Annotated in this window: 15 protein-coding genes; 6 read left to right on the top strand and 9 right to left on the bottom strand. The window is 71.4% G+C overall.

Annotated features, from left to right (window positions below):
* Positions 1–125: 125 nt before the first annotated feature.
* The gene (locus tag KCQ71_RS24090; RefSeq protein WP_223411244.1) at positions 126–1052 is read right to left on the bottom strand and encodes a PAC2 family protein; all 927 of its coding nucleotides are present in this window, start codon (positions 1050–1052) and stop codon (positions 126–128) included.
* A gap of 180 nt (positions 1053–1232) precedes the next feature.
* Here KCQ71_RS24090 and KCQ71_RS24085 point away from each other — a divergent pair, with 180 nt between their 5' ends.
* Positions 1233–3446 (top strand): HelD family protein, encoded by a 2214-nt coding sequence (locus KCQ71_RS24085; protein WP_223411243.1) that lies wholly within the window; start codon positions 1233–1235, stop codon positions 3444–3446.
* A 46-nt stretch (positions 3447–3492) separates the two neighbouring features.
* Positions 3493–4710, top strand: a complete 1218-nt coding sequence (gene serA, locus KCQ71_RS24080) for a phosphoglycerate dehydrogenase (protein WP_223411242.1) — start codon at positions 3493–3495, stop codon at positions 4708–4710.
* A gap of 75 nt (positions 4711–4785) precedes the next feature.
* Here serA and KCQ71_RS24075 read toward each other — a convergent pair whose 3' ends face one another.
* On the bottom strand, positions 4786–4980 hold the full coding sequence (locus tag KCQ71_RS24075; protein WP_154793647.1) for a DUF5302 domain-containing protein: 195 nt from the start codon (positions 4978–4980) through the stop codon (positions 4786–4788).
* Between the two features lie 125 nt (positions 4981–5105).
* Here KCQ71_RS24075 and KCQ71_RS24070 point away from each other — a divergent pair, with 125 nt between their 5' ends.
* Positions 5106–5675 (top strand): GNAT family N-acetyltransferase, encoded by a 570-nt coding sequence (locus KCQ71_RS24070; protein ID WP_223411241.1) that lies wholly within the window; start codon positions 5106–5108, stop codon positions 5673–5675.
* Between the two features lie 6 nt (positions 5676–5681).
* Here KCQ71_RS24070 and KCQ71_RS24065 read toward each other — a convergent pair whose 3' ends face one another.
* Complete coding sequence (locus KCQ71_RS24065; protein ID WP_223411240.1) at positions 5682–6191, bottom strand: P-loop nucleotide/nucleoside kinase family protein; 510 nt, start codon at positions 6189–6191, stop codon at positions 5682–5684.
* 48 nt (positions 6192–6239) lie between these two features.
* Here KCQ71_RS24065 and KCQ71_RS24060 point away from each other — a divergent pair, with 48 nt between their 5' ends.
* Entirely contained in the window at positions 6240–7295 is a 1056-nt protein-coding gene (locus tag KCQ71_RS24060; protein ID WP_223411239.1) for an aldo/keto reductase, read from the top strand.
* Positions 7296–7434: 139 nt separating this feature from the next.
* On the opposite strand, the gene nrdR is transcribed toward KCQ71_RS24060, so the two are convergent.
* The gene (gene nrdR / locus KCQ71_RS24055; RefSeq protein WP_154793643.1) at positions 7435–7908 is read right to left on the bottom strand and encodes a transcriptional regulator NrdR; all 474 of its coding nucleotides are present in this window, start codon (positions 7906–7908) and stop codon (positions 7435–7437) included.
* 166 nt (positions 7909–8074) lie between these two features.
* Positions 8075–8773 (bottom strand): LysM peptidoglycan-binding domain-containing protein, encoded by a 699-nt coding sequence (locus KCQ71_RS24050; protein WP_223411238.1) that lies wholly within the window; start codon positions 8771–8773, stop codon positions 8075–8077.
* Positions 8774–9073: 300 nt separating this feature from the next.
* On the opposite strand from KCQ71_RS24050, the gene lexA reads away from it, so the two are divergent.
* Positions 9074–9697 (top strand): transcriptional repressor LexA, encoded by a 624-nt coding sequence (lexA, locus tag KCQ71_RS24045; protein ID WP_249423481.1) that lies wholly within the window; start codon positions 9074–9076, stop codon positions 9695–9697.
* Between the two features lie 29 nt (positions 9698–9726).
* Here lexA and KCQ71_RS24040 read toward each other — a convergent pair whose 3' ends face one another.
* The 3 genes from KCQ71_RS24040 to hflX form a co-directional block, all read right to left on the bottom strand.
* Positions 9727–10701 carry an L-lactate dehydrogenase gene (locus KCQ71_RS24040; protein WP_223411236.1) on the bottom strand — a complete coding sequence of 325 codons (975 nt, stop codon included), beginning with the start codon at positions 10699–10701 and terminating at the stop codon, positions 9727–9729.
* 67 nt (positions 10702–10768) lie between these two features.
* Positions 10769–12703, bottom strand: coding sequence for an ATP-dependent DNA helicase (locus tag KCQ71_RS24035; protein ID WP_223411313.1), 1935 nt, complete (start codon positions 12701–12703; stop codon positions 10769–10771).
* A 328-nt stretch (positions 12704–13031) separates the two neighbouring features.
* Positions 13032–14546 (bottom strand): GTPase HflX, encoded by a 1515-nt coding sequence (gene hflX / locus KCQ71_RS24030; protein ID WP_223411235.1) that lies wholly within the window; start codon positions 14544–14546, stop codon positions 13032–13034.
* 125 nt (positions 14547–14671) lie between these two features.
* Here hflX and KCQ71_RS24025 point away from each other — a divergent pair, with 125 nt between their 5' ends.
* On the top strand, positions 14672–15271 hold the full coding sequence (locus KCQ71_RS24025) for a class I SAM-dependent methyltransferase (protein WP_223411234.1): 600 nt from the start codon (positions 14672–14674) through the stop codon (positions 15269–15271).
* Positions 15272–15282: 11 nt separating this feature from the next.
* Here the strand turns inward: KCQ71_RS24025 and KCQ71_RS24020 are convergent, their stop codons facing one another.
* Entirely contained in the window at positions 15283–15825 is a 543-nt protein-coding gene (locus tag KCQ71_RS24020; RefSeq protein ID WP_223411233.1) for a dihydrofolate reductase family protein, read from the bottom strand.
* Positions 15826–16003 lie beyond the last annotated feature (178 nt).

The raw sequence follows: 16003 nt of genomic DNA, 5'->3' as shown, positions 1-16003 counted from the left end.
GCACCGGTTGTGCTTGCCCCGGGTCGTACGTAAGTGAAACGCCTGCAACACCGGTAAGTCTGGCATGGTCTTCGTCAAGAATTCCACTGATTCGCGTGAATCAGTGGACCAGGGGCGGCCCCTCGTCAGTCGCCCTCGCCGTCCTGGCCGGCAAGGTAGGCCTCGAACTGCGCGCCGAGCTCATCGGCGCTGGGCAGTTCCTCCGCCGGTGCGGTCAGAGATCCGCGCCCGGGCTCACCGTTAGCGCTGAGGAACGAGTCGAACTGGGTCTCGAGCGCGTGCACGACGGCGCCGACCTCCTCGGAGCCGGACACCTGCCGGTCGATGTCCGCCCGCACCTTCGCCCCGGCCGCCTCGAGGTCACCGACTGGCAGGCTCAGCCCCGTGGTGCGCGAGATCTGCCGGACAAGTTCCGCGGCCGCCTGCGGGTACTCCATCTGGGCCAGGTAGTGCGGCACGTTGACCGCGTAGCCGAGCGCGTCGCGCCCCTCCTGGCCGAGCCGGAACTCGAGCAGTGCCGAGACGGTGCCGGGCACCTGGACGTTGGAGAAGTAGTTCGGGTGCTCCCCGATCAGATCCGCCCGGGTGGCGTGCGCCGTGACCGTCATCGGGCGGGTGTGGGGCACACCCATGGGCACGCCGTGCACACCGATCGTGGTGGTCACGCCGAAGTCCTCGATGATGGTGCGCACGGCCGCGACGAACCGTTCCCACTGCAGGTCCGGCTCCAGCCCGTGCAGGAGCAGCACCGGCGCGCCCTCGTCGTCGCGGATCAGGTCCACGACGAGCTCGGGGTCCTCGTAGGACGTCCACGCGCCGTCGTCGAACACCATCGACGGGCGGCGGGAACGGTAGTCCAGGAGCGCGTCCACATCGAAGTCGATGAGTCGCTCACTGGGCAGCTTGCGGGTCAGGTGGCGGGCCATCAGCCGACCGGCGTGGCCGGCGTCCATGGCTCCCTGCAGGGCATGCACCAGTACCGGCACCTCGCCGTCGCGCAGGTCCACCGGGCCGTCGCTGCGGCTGTACAACTCTCGTGGGTCCTTCGTCATGTCACTCACCTCTCCCCCGATCCAACACGAGGACCGCCGGTGTCATTCCCCATCATCCTCCTCGACCGGAGAGTGGACATCGCGGCGCGGACCTCGCCGATCAGGGGGATAATGGACGGCCGTCCGATCCACGGAGCACCGAGAACTGCCGCCGAGCACTGAGGGAGATCCGATCACATCGTGACCGCGACCGAACCCACCAAGAACATCGTGCCGTTCGCCGAGCAGACGTATCTGGACGCCGTCTATGCCCGCCTGGACGAGTTGCGCGAGCACACCACCCAGCGGCTGGCGCAGGTGCGGCGCGAAGGTCCGTCGGGCTCGCCCCAGAACCGCTCCGAGCGCGACGCGTTCGCGACCCTGTACGAGGACCGCCTCGCCCAGCTCGACGCGGTCGAGGACAGGCTCGTGTTCGGACGGATGGACCTGCGCGACGGCGGGCGCCGGTACGTCGGGCGGATCGGCCTCTCGGACGACGACCACGCCCCCATGCTCACCGACTGGCGGGCACCGGCTGCCCGCGCCTTCTACCAGGCGACCGCGGCGGCCCCCGGTGACCTGGTCCTACGCCGGCACCTGCAGACCCGCGCGCGCAAGGTGATCGCGGTCGAGGACGACGTGCTCGACCTGGACGCACTCACCGATGCCGCCGAGGTGAACCTCTCCGGCGAGGGCGCCCTGCTGGCCGCGTTGAACGCCCAGCGCACCGGCCGGATGGGCGACATCGTGGCCACCATCCAGGCCGAGCAGGACGCGGTGATCCGCTCCAGCCTGGACGGGGTCCTGGTGGTCCAGGGCGGCCCCGGCACCGGGAAGACCGCGGTGGCCCTGCACCGCGCCGCCTATCTGCTGTACGCGCACCGGCAGCGCCTCGAGCGGTCCGGAGTCCTGATGATCGGGCCGAGCCGGGTGTTCCTGCGCTACATCGAGCAGGTGCTGCCCTCCCTCGGTGAGACCGGCGTGGTCGCCTCGACGATGGCCGACCTGGTACCGGGCGTGAGCGCACGCGGCATCGAGCCGGACCGGGTCGCCGAGATCAAGGGCCGCGCCGTGTGGGCGCGGATCATCGGCTCGGCCGTGCGGGCCCGGCAGCGGGTGCTGCCGGAGCGGGAGCTGAAGGTCGGCTCGGTCCGGCTCACACTGCGTCCGGCCGAGGTGCGCGAGGCCCAGGCCCGGGCCCGGCGAGGGCGCACGCCGCACAACCTCGCCCGGGTGACGTTCGTGCGCCAGATGCTCACCGCCCTGTCCCGTCAGTACGCCGAGATGGTCCCCGGTCTCGGTGAGGACGACCACGTGGAGGTGCTCGAGGAGCTCCGCTCCGCGCGAGACGTGCGGGTGGCACTGAACCTGTGCTGGATGCCGTTGTCCGCGACCGGCCTGCTGGCCGACCTGTACGCGAAACCGCACCGGCTCGCGGACGCTGCCCCGATGCTGACCGCCACCGAGCGCAGACTGCTCGAGCGGACCGACGGCGAATGGACCCCCGCCGACGTCCCGCTCATCGACGAGGCCGCCGAACTCATCGGTGCGGACGAGGAGGCCGACCGGGCCCGGGCCCGCGAGGCCGAGACCCAGCGTGCGCAGGAGGTCGAGTACGCCCGCGAGGTCCTGGAGGCCAGCGGCGCGGGCGGCGGCATGGTCTCCGCCGAGGTCCTCGCCGACCGGTTCGCGACCTCCGGTCCCCGGCAGACGACGGCCGAACGCGCGTACGCGGACCGCAGCTGGACCTACGGGCACGTCGTGGTCGACGAGGCCCAGGAGCTCTCCGCGATGGCCTGGCGCGCGCTGCTGCGCCGCAACCCGACCCGGTCGATGACCATCGTCGGCGACGTCTCGCAGACATCGGCCCGGGCCGGCACCTCGGACTGGGGAGCGACCCTCGACGGGCCGCTGCGCGGCCGGTGGCGGTTGGCGACCCTCACAGTGAACTACCGGACGCCGTCGGACATCATGGACGCCGCCCGGCGGGTGGCGATCGCGGCCGACCCCGAGCACCCGCCGACGCCGGTCACCTCGGCCCGGGACATCGACGACGCCCTGGCGATCACGCGGGTCGACGACCTGACGACAGGGCTGCGTGCGGCCGTCGAGGCCGAGCGGAAGAACCTCGCCGGCGGCCGGCTCGCCGTGGTCGCGGCGCGGCACCGCCACGCGGAGCTGCTCGAGGTTCTCGGGGTGTCGGCCCTGGTCGACCTCACCGATGAGGTGGTCCTGCTCGACCCGGCGGGCAGCAAGGGACTGGAGTTCGACGTCGTCGTGCTCGGCGAACCGGCCGAGCTGATGCCCGAGTCGGACCGCGCCGGCGATCTCTACGTGGCGATGACCCGGCCGACCCGGCGCCTGCACGTGGTGCATCACGGGCCGCTGCCAGAGGGCCTCGCCGACGTCCACTGACTGGTCGCGTTTTTGTTCCTGGGCCGCGCAGGTGGACGATAGGGCCGTGGTCAAGGCGCTCCTTCTGGAAAACATCCATCCGCTCGGCAGAGAACTGCTGATGCACGCCGGCGTCGAGGTGGTCACCGCCAAGGGTGCCCTCGACGAGGACGAGCTGATCGAGGCGCTCCAGGGCGTCGACGTCCTCGGCATCCGATCCAAGACGAACCTGACGGCCCGGGTGCTGGAGAGCGCACCCGATCTGCTCGCCGTCGGGGCGTTCTGCATCGGGACGAACCAGATCGACCTACGCGCCGCAGCCGGCCGTGGCGTCGCGGCGTTCAACGCGCCGTTCTCGAACACCCGCTCCGTTGTGGAACTGGCCCTCGCCGAGATCATCGCGCTGACCCGGCGGCTCACCGAGAAGGACAAGGCGCTGCACGCCGGCACCTGGGACAAGTCGGCGACGGGCGCACATGAGGTGCGCGGCCGCACCCTCGGCATCGTCGGGTACGGGAACATCGGCACCCAGCTCTCGGTGCTCGCGGAAGCCCTCGGGATGCGCGTGGTGTTCTACGACACCGCCGAGAAGCTCGCGCTGGGCAACGCCCAGCGGATGCGCAGCCTCGACGAGCTGCTGGACGTGGCGGACGTGGTCACGCTGCACGTGGACGGGCGGCCCGGCAACGCGGGCATGTTCGGACCGGCCCAGTTCGCCCGGATGAAGGAAGGGTCGATCTTCCTGAACCTCTCCCGCGGCTTCCTCGTGGACTACGCCCACCTGCGTGACCAGATCGTCTCGGGGAGGATCGTCGGTGCCGCGGTGGACGTCTTCGCCGAGGAGCCCAAGTCCCAGGGCGACGCGTTCGAGTCCGAGCTGCGCGACCTCCCGAACGTGATCCTCACCCCGCACGTGGGCGGCTCCACCGAGGAGGCACAGAAGGACATCGGCATGTTCGTCGCCGGCAAGCTGCGCGACTACCTCGAGACCGGCGCCACGGCGCTGAGCGTCAACGTCCCCGCGCTGATCCTGGACCGCCCCCGAGACGGCTCCCACCGGATCGCGCACCTGCACCGCAACGTGCCGGGCGTCCTCGCCGCGGTGAACCGGACGCTGGCCGCGGGTGGTGCGAACATCGAGAGCCAGGTGCTCAGCACCTCCGGCGACGTGGGCTACGTGGTGACCGACCTCAGCACCGACCTGCCGGCGTCCGAGCTCGCCGAACTGCTTGAGATGGAGCCGACGATCCGGGTGCGGGCGTTGCACCCCGACTCCGAGGACTGAACCACCGGACAGACGCGAACGGCGGGCCGGGCGACGGGGTACTCCCCCATCGCCCGGCCCGCCGTGTCACGTGGCTCAGCCGGACTTGCGCCGGAACACCCGCTTACCCTCGGCGCCGGTGACCTCGGAGCCGTGCACGCTCCCGGTGTTGCGACGCCCCTCGGCGGTCATGTGCTCCTTCTCGCGCTTGCGCTCGAGGGCCTCACGCATCTTCGCCTTCGAGTCGGCCAGGGCGGCCTCGTCGGGTCCGGCATCTGTGGGATCGGGCATCGTCACACCTCTTCGTTCGTTCGTCCGCCGGGTTCTCCGGCGTGCCCCCTACCCTGCCGTGGCAGGCGGGCCGGCGCCACCCATATTCGATTGCCCGGGCCCGACGGGGTCGCCAAGGTGGGGACATGCCACCAACCATCCGCGGCTACCAGCCGGACGACGCCGCGAGCTGGCTGCGTTGCCGGCTGCTGAGCTTCTTCGAGACCGAGTACTACGACGACGTGTACACGCAGCGCCCGACCTACGACCTGCCGTCGGTTCAGTTGGTGGCGGACGACGGCGGAACGGTCGTTGGCCTGCTCGACGTCGCCCTCGACGGGGTCGAGGCGACCATCGAGTCGGTGGCCGTGCACCCCGATCACGCACGGTCCGGCATCGCGAGCCGGCTCCTGGGCGCGGCGCTGCCGCGGCTGGCCGGCGCGCGCACCCTGGACGCGTGGACCCGCGGGGACGAGGCCGCGAACGGCTGGTACCTGGCCCGCGGCTTCCGGGAGAACCACCGCTATCTGCAGGTGTACGCCGACAGCAGGGTGACGGACGCAGAACTGGAGGGCTTCACCGCGCCAGAGCCGCTGAGCGCACCACTGTTCGCGTTCGCACACGCCCGCATCGACGATGAGGAAGAGATACGTCGGCGGTATCGGCGGGTGCACGTGTGCCGGCAGTACCTACGGCACCTCACGCCGCCCGCCTGAGCCTTCTCACTGCCACAGGTGCGCCAGCACGAGGGGCAGGGGGTCACCCGGATCGGCCGTGTCGACGCGCAGGTGCGGGACGGTCCAGGGCGGGGCCGTGGTTGCCTGCGACACCTGCGCCCAGGTGGGCTCCGGGAACCCGGCCAGGTCCCGCCGTCGTCCCTCGAGCCGGGACCGGTGCAGATCCGGGTCGGAGCAGATCACGTCCACCACCCGCAGCTGTGCCCCGGCCCGGTCCGCCAGCGCCCGCCACTGCTCGCGCGCCGGTTCCACCGCGTTGACGGCGTCGACCAGCACGCTCTGGCCCAGGGCGAGGACGTCCTCGGCGAGCGCCTCCACCACGACATAGGCGGCCAGGCCCGTCGGCAGCGACGCGCCGGGCCCGCCGACCCCGGCGCGCCACATGGCGGCCTCGACAGGGTCGACGGAGAGCACCGGAACGGCCAGGGCGCGGGCGATCCGACCAGCCAGATGGGACTTGCCGGCCCCCGGCGGCCCGGACATGACGATCAGCATGGGCCAACGCTACGGGCCGCCAGTATCGGCGCACTACGCTCGGTGGCCATGACCACCCCCACCGCGTTCCCGGCCGAGGACCGTTACGACCGGATGCCGATGCGCCGAGCGGGGAACTCCGGCTTGGACCTGCCGACCATCTCCCTCGGCCTGTGGCAGAACTTCGGCGTCGCCACGCCCATCGACCGCCAGCGCGAGATCATTCACCACGCGTTCGACCGCGGCATCACCCACCTGGACCTGGCGAACAACTACGGGCCGCCGGTCGGTGCCGCCGAGGAGAACCTCGGCACCCTGCTGCGTGGCGACCTCCGGGCACTGCGGGACGAGCTGGTGATCACCACGAAGGCCGGCTACCGAGCCGGTCCGGGCCCGTACGGCGAGGGCGGCTCACGCAAGTACCTGCTGTCCTCCCTGGACGCCTCGCTGCGGCGGCTCGGCCTGGACCATGTCGACATCTTCTACAGCCACCGGTACGACCCGAGCACGCCACTGGCGGAGACGCTCGGCGCGCTCAGGACCGCCGTGGACTCCGGCCGCGCCAGGTACGCGGGCATCTCGTCCTACTCGGCGCAGCGGACCCGCGAGGCGCTGGCGGTCGCGGACCGGATCGGGCTGCGTCTGAGCGTGCACCAGCCGTCGTACTCGATGATCAACCGCTGGATCGAGCACCCGGGGCCCGCCGGCGAGTCACTCCTGGACGTCGCCGGGGATGCCGGGCTCGGTCTGGTGGTGTTCTCGCCGCTGGCGCAGGGCATGCTCACCGACCGCTATCTCGACGGCGTGCCCGCCGACTCGCGCGGCGCGAAGGGGACCTCGTTGAAGGCGGAGTACCTGACGGCCGCCAACCTCGGCCGGATCCGTTCGCTGAATGCCATCGCCGAGCGGCGCGGCCAGACGCTCGCACAACTGGCGGTCACCTGGGTGCTGCGCGACCCGCGCGTCACGACTGCGCTGGTGGGTGCCTCCAGCGTGGCTCAGTTGGACGACACCCTCGCCGCCCTCGACGCGCCGACCCTCACCGCCGCCGAGCTCACCGAGATCGATCGGTACGCGCGCGACGGCGGCGTGAATCTGTGGGGCGCGCGCTCTAGCGATCTGTGAGGCGTACCGATCCGGCCTCGACGTGGCGGTGCGTTCGCGTTCGCGCTCGACAATGGCACCGCCGTCGGACACCCGGCACGAGTCGTCCGATGCTGCCGCCGGTGGTGCTGGCTTCCCCTCCAGCGCCACCGGCGGCCGTCTATGGGAGCGATTCCTCGCTCTGGTCGGGGCGGTCCACCCGCAGCGCGGCGATCGCCGCCTCGAAGTCCTCCAGCGAGGAGAAGGCCTGGTACACGCTCGCGAACCGGAGGTAGGCGACCTCATCCAGCTCACGAAGGGGGCCGAGGATCGTCAGGCCGACCTCGTGGGCGTCGATCTCCGCGACGCCGTTGCTGCGGATGGTCTCCTCGACCTGCTGTGCGAGCAGCGCCAGGTCGTCGTCGGAGACGGGTCGCCCCTGGCATGCCTTACGGACACCGGAGATGATCTTGTCCCGGCTGAACGGCTCGACGGCACCGGAACGCTTCATCACGTTCAGACTGGTGGTCTCGACCGTCGTGAATCGCCGACCGCAGTTCGGACACTGGCGCCGGCGCCGGATCGCTGACCCGTCCTCGGCGGTCCGTGAGTCCACGACGCGGGAATCGGAGTGCCGACAGAACGGGCAGTGCACCGACGGATCCTTCCCACATCGTGGCCGTCACGACCGCGCACTACATGTGCGCGGATCACAACGGTGTAACTACTAGATGTAGGGAAACGTTAGGCGTTCGCGTGTCCAGATGCAAGCGACTTCCGGCACACGTGCGGCTGGGCGCTGCTGCCGGGACAACTGTGGGTCAGCCGACTGGAACGGTGAGGGCCTGACCGGCCACCACCGTGGAGGTGGCGAGCGAGTTCAGCTCCATGATCTGGTCGATCACCACGCGCACGTCCGCGCCGGGCGCGGCGTGTTCGGCAGCGATCGCCCACAGGCTCTCCCCGGGCGAGACGACCACCGTCGCCACCTCGGTGGGCGCGGCCGGCTCGGATGGGAATGCGAGGCCGAGGACCGACCCGAGCACCGCGGCGACCACGAGTCCGAGCGCCACGAGTACCCGGCGGCCGCGGACCGTCAGCCGCAGCGGCTCCTCGCCGGCGGTGCGGGCCGGCTCGACCGTCTCGGCGGGCAGTGCGTCCGACCGGCGCACAGGCCGACGGACCGGCCGCACCGGGGCGCCCTCCCGCTCGGGCCGCACGAGAGGCACGGACACCGGCGCCAGCGCGGGCGCAGCGGTGAGGTCGGGCAGGGCCGGAGCGAGGCGCCGGGTCGGCGCTGGGGCGAGCGGGCCGACCAGCGCCTCGGGCGAGGCCACCAGCGCGACCGCGGACGACCCGACGGTCGGGTGCGCACTCACGACCCGGGTCACGGGTCGGCCTGCTCCCGCGCGACCGCCCGGCACCGCCGACAGGTGGCGACGACGTGCGGTTCGGCCCCGCCGTGCCCCGGAGTTGGCACCCGTGCGGAGTTCGGCGTGGGGGAAGGCCAGTGCACTCATCGGGAGTCTCCTCGGTCGTCGCGGGTAGAACGATTGTTCGTCGAACGGCTGTACTGAAGGTAGCACGCAGCGAATCCGATGTCGACACGCCAGTCGAACACATGTTTTGCAGATCGGCCGATGGCGCCTACTGTTGTCTTGAACACCTCGACAGCACATCACCGCCCTCTGACAATGGCGGAAACACAGGCCGAACCGACCACTCAGGAGGAGACCGTGACCCGATCCAGCCGCTCCAAGTCCCCCGACCCGAAGGACACCCCGGGCCCCGACGGCCTCAGCGTGCGTCAGCGGCAGATCATGGACTCCATCCGGTCGAGCATCGAGGCCAAGGGGTACCCGCCCACCATGCGGGAGATCGGTGCGGCCGTCGGCCTGGCGAGCCCGTCCTCGGTGAAGTATCAGCTCAACCTGCTCGAACAGAAGGGGTACCTGCGCCGGGACCCGATCTCCACGCGCGCCATCGAGGTCATCGCTCCGGACGACGCCCAGTCGGTTCGCGGCGACATCGACATCTTCGAGGCGCCGGACCGGGAGGGCATCGACCCCGGTGCCGCCTACGTACCGGTCGTCGGCCGGATCGCAGCCGGTGGCCCGATCCTGGCCGAGCAGGCCGTGGAGGACGTGTTCCCGCTCCCCCGCCAACTGGTCGGCGAAGGCGATCTGTTCCTGCTCAAGGTGGTCGGCGAATCGATGATCGATGCCGCCATCTGCGACGGCGACTGGGTGGTCGTGCGTCAGCAGAACGTCGCCGAGAACGGCGAGATCGTCGCCGCGATGATCGATGGCGAGGCGACCGTGAAGACGCTCAAGCGCTCCGCCTCCCAGATCTGGCTGATGCCCGCCAACCCGGCGTTCTCGCCGATCGACGGCAACGAGGCGCAGATCCTCGGCCGCGTGGTGAGCGTGCTCCGCTCGATCTGAGTTCCCGGTTCGGCTTCTGGAGCCCGAGGTCAGAAGCCGAACTGCCGGGCGACGCCGCGGATCTCGTCCGCGCTGGCGCGCAGGCTGGCGAGCTCGGACTCGTCGAAGTTGAACTCGAGACGCTCGCCCACGCCGTCGCGGTCCAGGATCGACGGGACGGACAGGCACACGTCGGAGATGCCGAGATAGTCGTCGAGCAGGCTCGAGACGGGCAGGATCGCCTGCTCGGAACGCAGCACCGACTGGATGATCCGCACACCGGCGAGACCGATGGCGTGGTTCGTGGCCCCCTTGCCGTCGATGATCCGATACGCGGAGTTCTTCACCTCGTCGGCGATCTCGGCCAGGTCCCCGGTGCTGAGCACCCCGGTAGCAGCCACGAACTCACGCAGCGGCACCCCGCCGATATTGGCGGCGCTCCACAGTGGGAACTCGGAGTCGCCGTGCTCGCCGACGATGTAGGCGTGCACGTTCCGGACCGCGATCCGGCAGTGTTCACTGAGCAGGTACCTCAGCCGCGAGGTGTCCAGCACGGTGCCGGAGCCGAACATCTGCCTGGGCGACAGCCCGGAGATCTTCAGCGACGCGTAGGTGACCACGTCCACCGGGTTCGTGACCATCATGTACACGGCGTCGGGCGCGACCTCCACCAGTTGCGGCACGAGCGTGCGCATCAGGTTGATGGTCCGGTCCGCGAGCTCGAGGCGGGTCTGCCCCGGCTGCTGCTTGGCGCCCGCGGTGACCACCACCATGTCCGCGCCGGCGCAGATCCCGATGTCGTCCGAGCCCTCCACCGCGCCCATGGGCATGAAGGCCATACCGTGGGCGAGGTCGAGGGCCTCGGCCTCCACCTTGGCCCGGTTCAGGTCGTACAGGACCACCCGTCGTGCGACGCCCCGGATCAGCGCCGCATACGCGAGCGTCGCGCCGACCGAGCCGGCGCCGACGATGGCGAGGGTGGAGACCCCGGGAGGTGTGGCGGCTCGGTCTGGTACCTGGGTCACGACGGGATTCCTCTCGTGGTGGATCGCCTTCGCAGTAACACTATCCGGCCCGCGCCGGGCCGCTCGCTCAGGCGCTCGCGAGCCGGCGCAGCGCCGCCCGGACCAGCCCGGGATCGGTGGTCGGCCACAGCGGCGGCAGCGACCCGGCCAGGAAGCTCCCGTACCGGGCGGTGCGCAACCGCGGGTCGAGGACCGCGACGACGCCACGGTCGGTGGTGCGGCGGATCAACCGGCCGGCGCCCTGGGCGAGCAGGAGCGCGGCGTGGGTGGCCGAGACCGCCATGAACCCGTTGCCACCGCTGCTCACGACGACCTCGGTCCGGGCGGCCTTGATCGGGTCGTCCGGGCGCGGGAAGGGGATCCGGTCGATGATCACGAGCTGGCAGGACTCTCCCGGCACGTCGACGCCCTGCCACAGCGAGAGTGTGCCGAACAGCGAGGTCGCCGGGTCGGCCGCGAACTGCTTCACCAGGGACGGCAACGAGTCCTCACCCTGGAGCAGCACCGGGGTGTCGAGGCGTTCACGCATCGCCTCGGCCGCGAGCTGCGCGCCGCGCCGGGAGGAGAACAGCCCGAGGGTCCGGCCACCGGCCGCCTCGACCAGTTCGGCGATCTCGGTCAGGATCCGCTCGTCGGTGCCGTCCCGCCCAGGCGCGGGCAGGTGCTTGGCGACGTACAGGATGCCCTGCTTGCCATAGTCGAACGGTGACGCGACGTCCACACCGCGGTAGCCGCCGTCGGACAGGCCCACGGCGCGAGCCGTGGAGTCGAACGTGCCCCCCAGGGTGAGGGTGGCCGACGTGAGCACCACCGCGCGATCGGTGAACAGTTCGGAGTTGATCGAGCCCGACACGTTCAGCGGCGCGACCATCAGGCGAGAGCCCTCCCCCGGGCGCCGGCCCCGCTCGCACCACACGACGTCACGGAGGTTGGCGACCCGGTCGGACAGGAGCCGGTCACACACCTCGAACAGGATCAGCATCGCGCTCTTGGCCATGTTCTTGGCACCGGCCTGCTCCGGACTGACGCTCGCGCCGGCCTCGGTGCGCATCGCCGTCATCGCCTCCCGGGCGCCGTCGGCGATCAACCGGACGGTGCCGATCAGCCCTTCCGGCAGGCCGGCCTGCAGCCGTCCCTCGGGGACGCCCATGAGCTCGGTGCGCAGCGTGTTCACGGCATCGTCCAGCCCGGGCAGGGCGAGCCCGGCGTGCCGGCGGGCGAGCCGCGCGGCCCGGTCCACCGAGGACGCGGAGAGCTCGACGGTGGACTGCGCGGTGACGCGGTCGGCAAGTTCGTGCGCCTCGTCGACTACCAGCACCTCATGCTCGGGCAACACCTTGGGCGACCCGGATGCGGCGATCCCGAGCATCGCGTGGTTCGTCACCACGACGTCCGCCTCCCGGGAGGCGGCCTTCGCCTTCTCCGGGAAGCAGTCGGCAAGCAACGGGCAGCGCTGGCCCAGGCACTCCATCGACGTGATCGACACCTGCCGCCACGCCTTGTCGCTGATCCCGGGGATGAGCTCGTCGCGGTCGCCGCTGGTGGTCTGCTCCGCCCACTCGCGCACCCGAACCACCTGGGCGCCGAGCGAGTCGTCCTGCTCCCTGGGGTGTTCCTCGGCCACCGACGGCGCCACGAGCGCCTCCGAGAAGAGGGCCGAGTCGTCCTCGGCCGGGTAGCCGCCGGCGATCTTGTGCAGGCACAGGTAGTTGTGCCAGCCCTTCAGCAGGGCGACGGTGGGCTCCCGGGGCAGCTTGTCCTTGAGGATGTCGGCCACCAGGGGCAGGTCGTGGCCGATCACCTGCCGCTGCAGCGCGAGCGTGGCCGTCGAGACGATCGCCCGCTCCCCGGTGGCGACCGCGTTCACCAGGGTCGGCACGAGGTAGGCGAGCGACTTCCCGGTTCCGGTGCCGGCCTGGACGAGCAGGTGCTTGGTCTCGGTGAGCGCCTCGGTGACGGCGCGGGCCATCTCGTGCTGCCCCTCGCGGCGGGCGCCGCCCATCGAGGCGACCACGGCGTCGAGCACGGCATCGATGTCCGACGGCGTCGGTCGCCCCGCGCCGATGCGTCCGGCGGGAGCCGGGGTGCTCCGGACGACCTCGGGCGCCTGCGCGGAAGCGCTCGCACCACCCGTGGTCGCCCCGTCCTCGGCGGCGTCGGCAGACCTGTCCTTCGTCATGGTCAGGGCGTCGTCGGGCTCGGTCGAGGAGGGGTCTGCAGGCACGTCCTCGACGGTATCGCGCCACCACGCCGAGCCGGCGGTGCGGCGCTCCGGCTTGTGGACGACGGTGCCATGAGTGTGCCCGGATCGGGCCCGGTGGGACGCCGGATCAGCTGGCGACGGCGTCCGCGAGCGCCGCGGCGAGCTCGGAGTCGACCCGCGCCACGAGCCGGGTCCCGGCCTCGGTGTGCTCCTCGGTGAGGACCTCACCGCTGACGTGCGCGCGGTGCACCAGGTCGCCCCGCTGATAGGGCACCACGACGTCGACATGGACGGCCGGGTGCGGCAGCAGCTCGGCGATCCGGTCCCGTAGTTCCTCGATGCCCGCACCCGTCCGGGCGGACACGGCGACGGCGTCCGGCACCCGGGTGCGCAGCCGCGCGATGGTCTCGGGTTCGGCGAGGTCGGCCTTGTTCAGCGCGACGATCTCGGGGATGTCCGAGGTGCCCTCGATGTCGCGGAGGACGGACCGCACCGCGTCGAGCTGTCCCTCGGGGTCGGGGTGCGAGGCGTCCACGACGTGCACGATGAGGTCCGCCTGGGCGACCTCCTCGAGTGTCGACCGGAACGCTTCGATGAGTTCGGTGGGCAGGTTCCGTACGAAGCCGACCGTGTCCGCGAGGGTGTAGGTACGCCCGTCCGGCGTCTCGGTCCGGCGGACGGTCGGGTCGAGCGTCGCGAACAGGGCGTTCTGGACGAGGACCCCGGCGCCGGTGAGCCGGTTCAGCAGGGAGGACTTGCCGGCGTTCGTGTAGCCGGCGATCGCGACCGACGGCACCGCGCCGGCGCGCCGGGACTGCCGACGGGTGGCGCGGGAGGGCGCCATCGCCTTGATCTGGCGGCGCAGTTTCGCCACCCGGGTGCGGATCCGTCGCCGGTCGAGCTCGATCTTCGTCTCACCGGGACCACGGGAGCCGATCCCGGCACCGCCGGCGACCCGACCGCCCGCCTGCCGGGACATCGACTCACCCCAACCACGTAGCCGTGGGAGCAGGTACTCGAGCTGGGCGAGCTCGACCTGAGCCTTGCCCTCCCGGGACTGTGCGTGCTGGGCGAAGATGTCGAGGATCAGCGCTGTGCGGTCGATGACCTTGACCTTGACCACATCCTCCAGCCCGCGGCGCTGGGACGGGGCGAGCTCGGAGTCGACGATCACGGTGTCGGCTCCGGTCGAGGCCACGAGGTCGGCGAGCTCGCGGGCTTTGCCGGAACCCAGGTAGGTGCCCGGGTCCGGCGCGGTGCGCCGCTGGAGAAGCCCGTCCAGAACCTCCGAGCCGGCCGTCTCGGCCAGGGCGGCGAGCTCGCGCAGCGAGACCTCCGCGGCCTCGGCGGTGCCGGAATTCCACAGGCCGACCAGCACCACGCGTTCGAGGCGCAACTGGCGGTACTCGACCTCGGTGACGTCCTCGAGCTCGGTGGACATGCCGGCGACCCGGCGCAGGGCAGAACGGTCGTCGACGTCGAACTGCTCGCCGTCGTAGGCGCTCGGTCCGTCATCGCCCAACTGGATCGCCGTGCCCGCCCGGGCCAGGATTCGTGCGACGACGTCCTGCGCGCGGTCCTGGGCGTCGTCGCCGTGGGGTGCGTCGCTACGGGGGGTCGTCGGGGCGGTGCGTTCGGTCATGGTGTCCTTTGTTGGGGGTCCGATGACTCAATGGTGGCACGCGGGCAAAATGTTCCCAAGCGATTTCGCTGTGGGCCATAGGCCCGAGGCGCCTGGCGCGCAACCGCGCCGTTAGGCTCGTCGCCGTGTCCCACTACTTCTCGACCACCCCGAGCGGTCCGGACCGGCGGCGGGAGATCGACGTCGCGATCCGGGGACGGCAGGTGCGGCTGGAGACCGCTGCCGGGGTCTTCTCCGGCGACCGCCTGGACCCCGGCACCACGGTGCTGCTGGACACCGTCGACGACCCCCCGGCCACCGGCGTCCTCCTCGACCTGGGCTGCGGGTGGGGCCCGATCGCGATCGCGATGGCGCTCGCCTCCCCCGGTGCCCGCGTGCTCGCGGTGGACGTGAACTCCCGGGCGCTCGCGCTCACGGCGGACAACGCGGCCCGGCTCGGCCTGACGAACGTGGAGACCTATCTGCCCGAGGAGCTGCTCGCCACCGAACCGGACCTGCGCGTCGACGAGCTCTGGTCGAACCCGCCCATCCGGATCGGCAAGGCGGCGCTGCACGAGATCCTGCAGACCTGGCTGCCGCGGCTGGCACCGGGTGCCCGCGCGCAGCTCGTGGTGCAGCGCAACCTCGGCTCGGACTCCCTGCAGCGGTGGATCGCGGCGGAGCTGGACCGGGACGTGACCCGCCTGACGAGCGTGAACGGGTTCCGGATCCTGACCGTGCGCTGAACCGGGACCGCTCAGTCCCGGACCACCCGCATCCGCAGGTGCGTCGATACCTCGCCGACGTCCCGGGCGACGTGCTCGAGGCGGATGAGGTGACCACCGGTGTGGTCGAAGAGCCGGACGCCGTCACCGAGCAGCACCGGGACCACGAAGACGACCACCTCATCGAGCAGCCCGAGTTCCAGGCACTGCCGCGCGACGTCGGCGCCGAGCACGTTGACGTCCTTCGGACCCGCCGCGGCTCGGGCCGCCGCGACCGCCCAGCCGAGGTCATCGGTGAACGTCACGTCCGGCGGCCCGGCGGCGGGCAGGTGGTGGGTGAGCACGAACTGTGGGCCGTGCCAGGTCCCCCCGAACGCCCCTTCGGCGTCGGTGCCGCGGTTCGGGTCGTCCCCGCCATAGGTGGTGTTGCCGACCAGGAGCGCCCCGGTCCGGGCCGCGAGCTCGTCGGCGGCCGGGTCGGGGCCCGCGTACGGAGCCAACCAGGACATGTCGCCTCCCGGGCCCGCGATGAAACCGTCAAGGGACATCGTCGCCGAGTAGATCAGTGCGGCCATGGGCCCTGCCTCCGTTCGCTTCCGGACCGAGGTGGTTCGGTCCCGTCCGGATGGACCGTCGCCACGTCCGGAACTCATCGGCGCCGGCCGACGGCGACGGGTGGGTGGTGCGCCCCCCGCGCGGGGGGGCCCCGCCCGGGGGGGGCCGCACCGAGCGCGCCGCCCGAAAACACCCCCC

Source organism: Occultella gossypii (assembly GCF_019947135.1).
Taxonomy (GTDB): Bacteria; Actinomycetota; Actinomycetes; order Actinomycetales; family Beutenbergiaceae; genus Occultella; species Occultella gossypii.
Note: the sequence above shows the minus strand (reverse complement) of the source record. Positions and strands in the feature narration are given on the sequence as shown.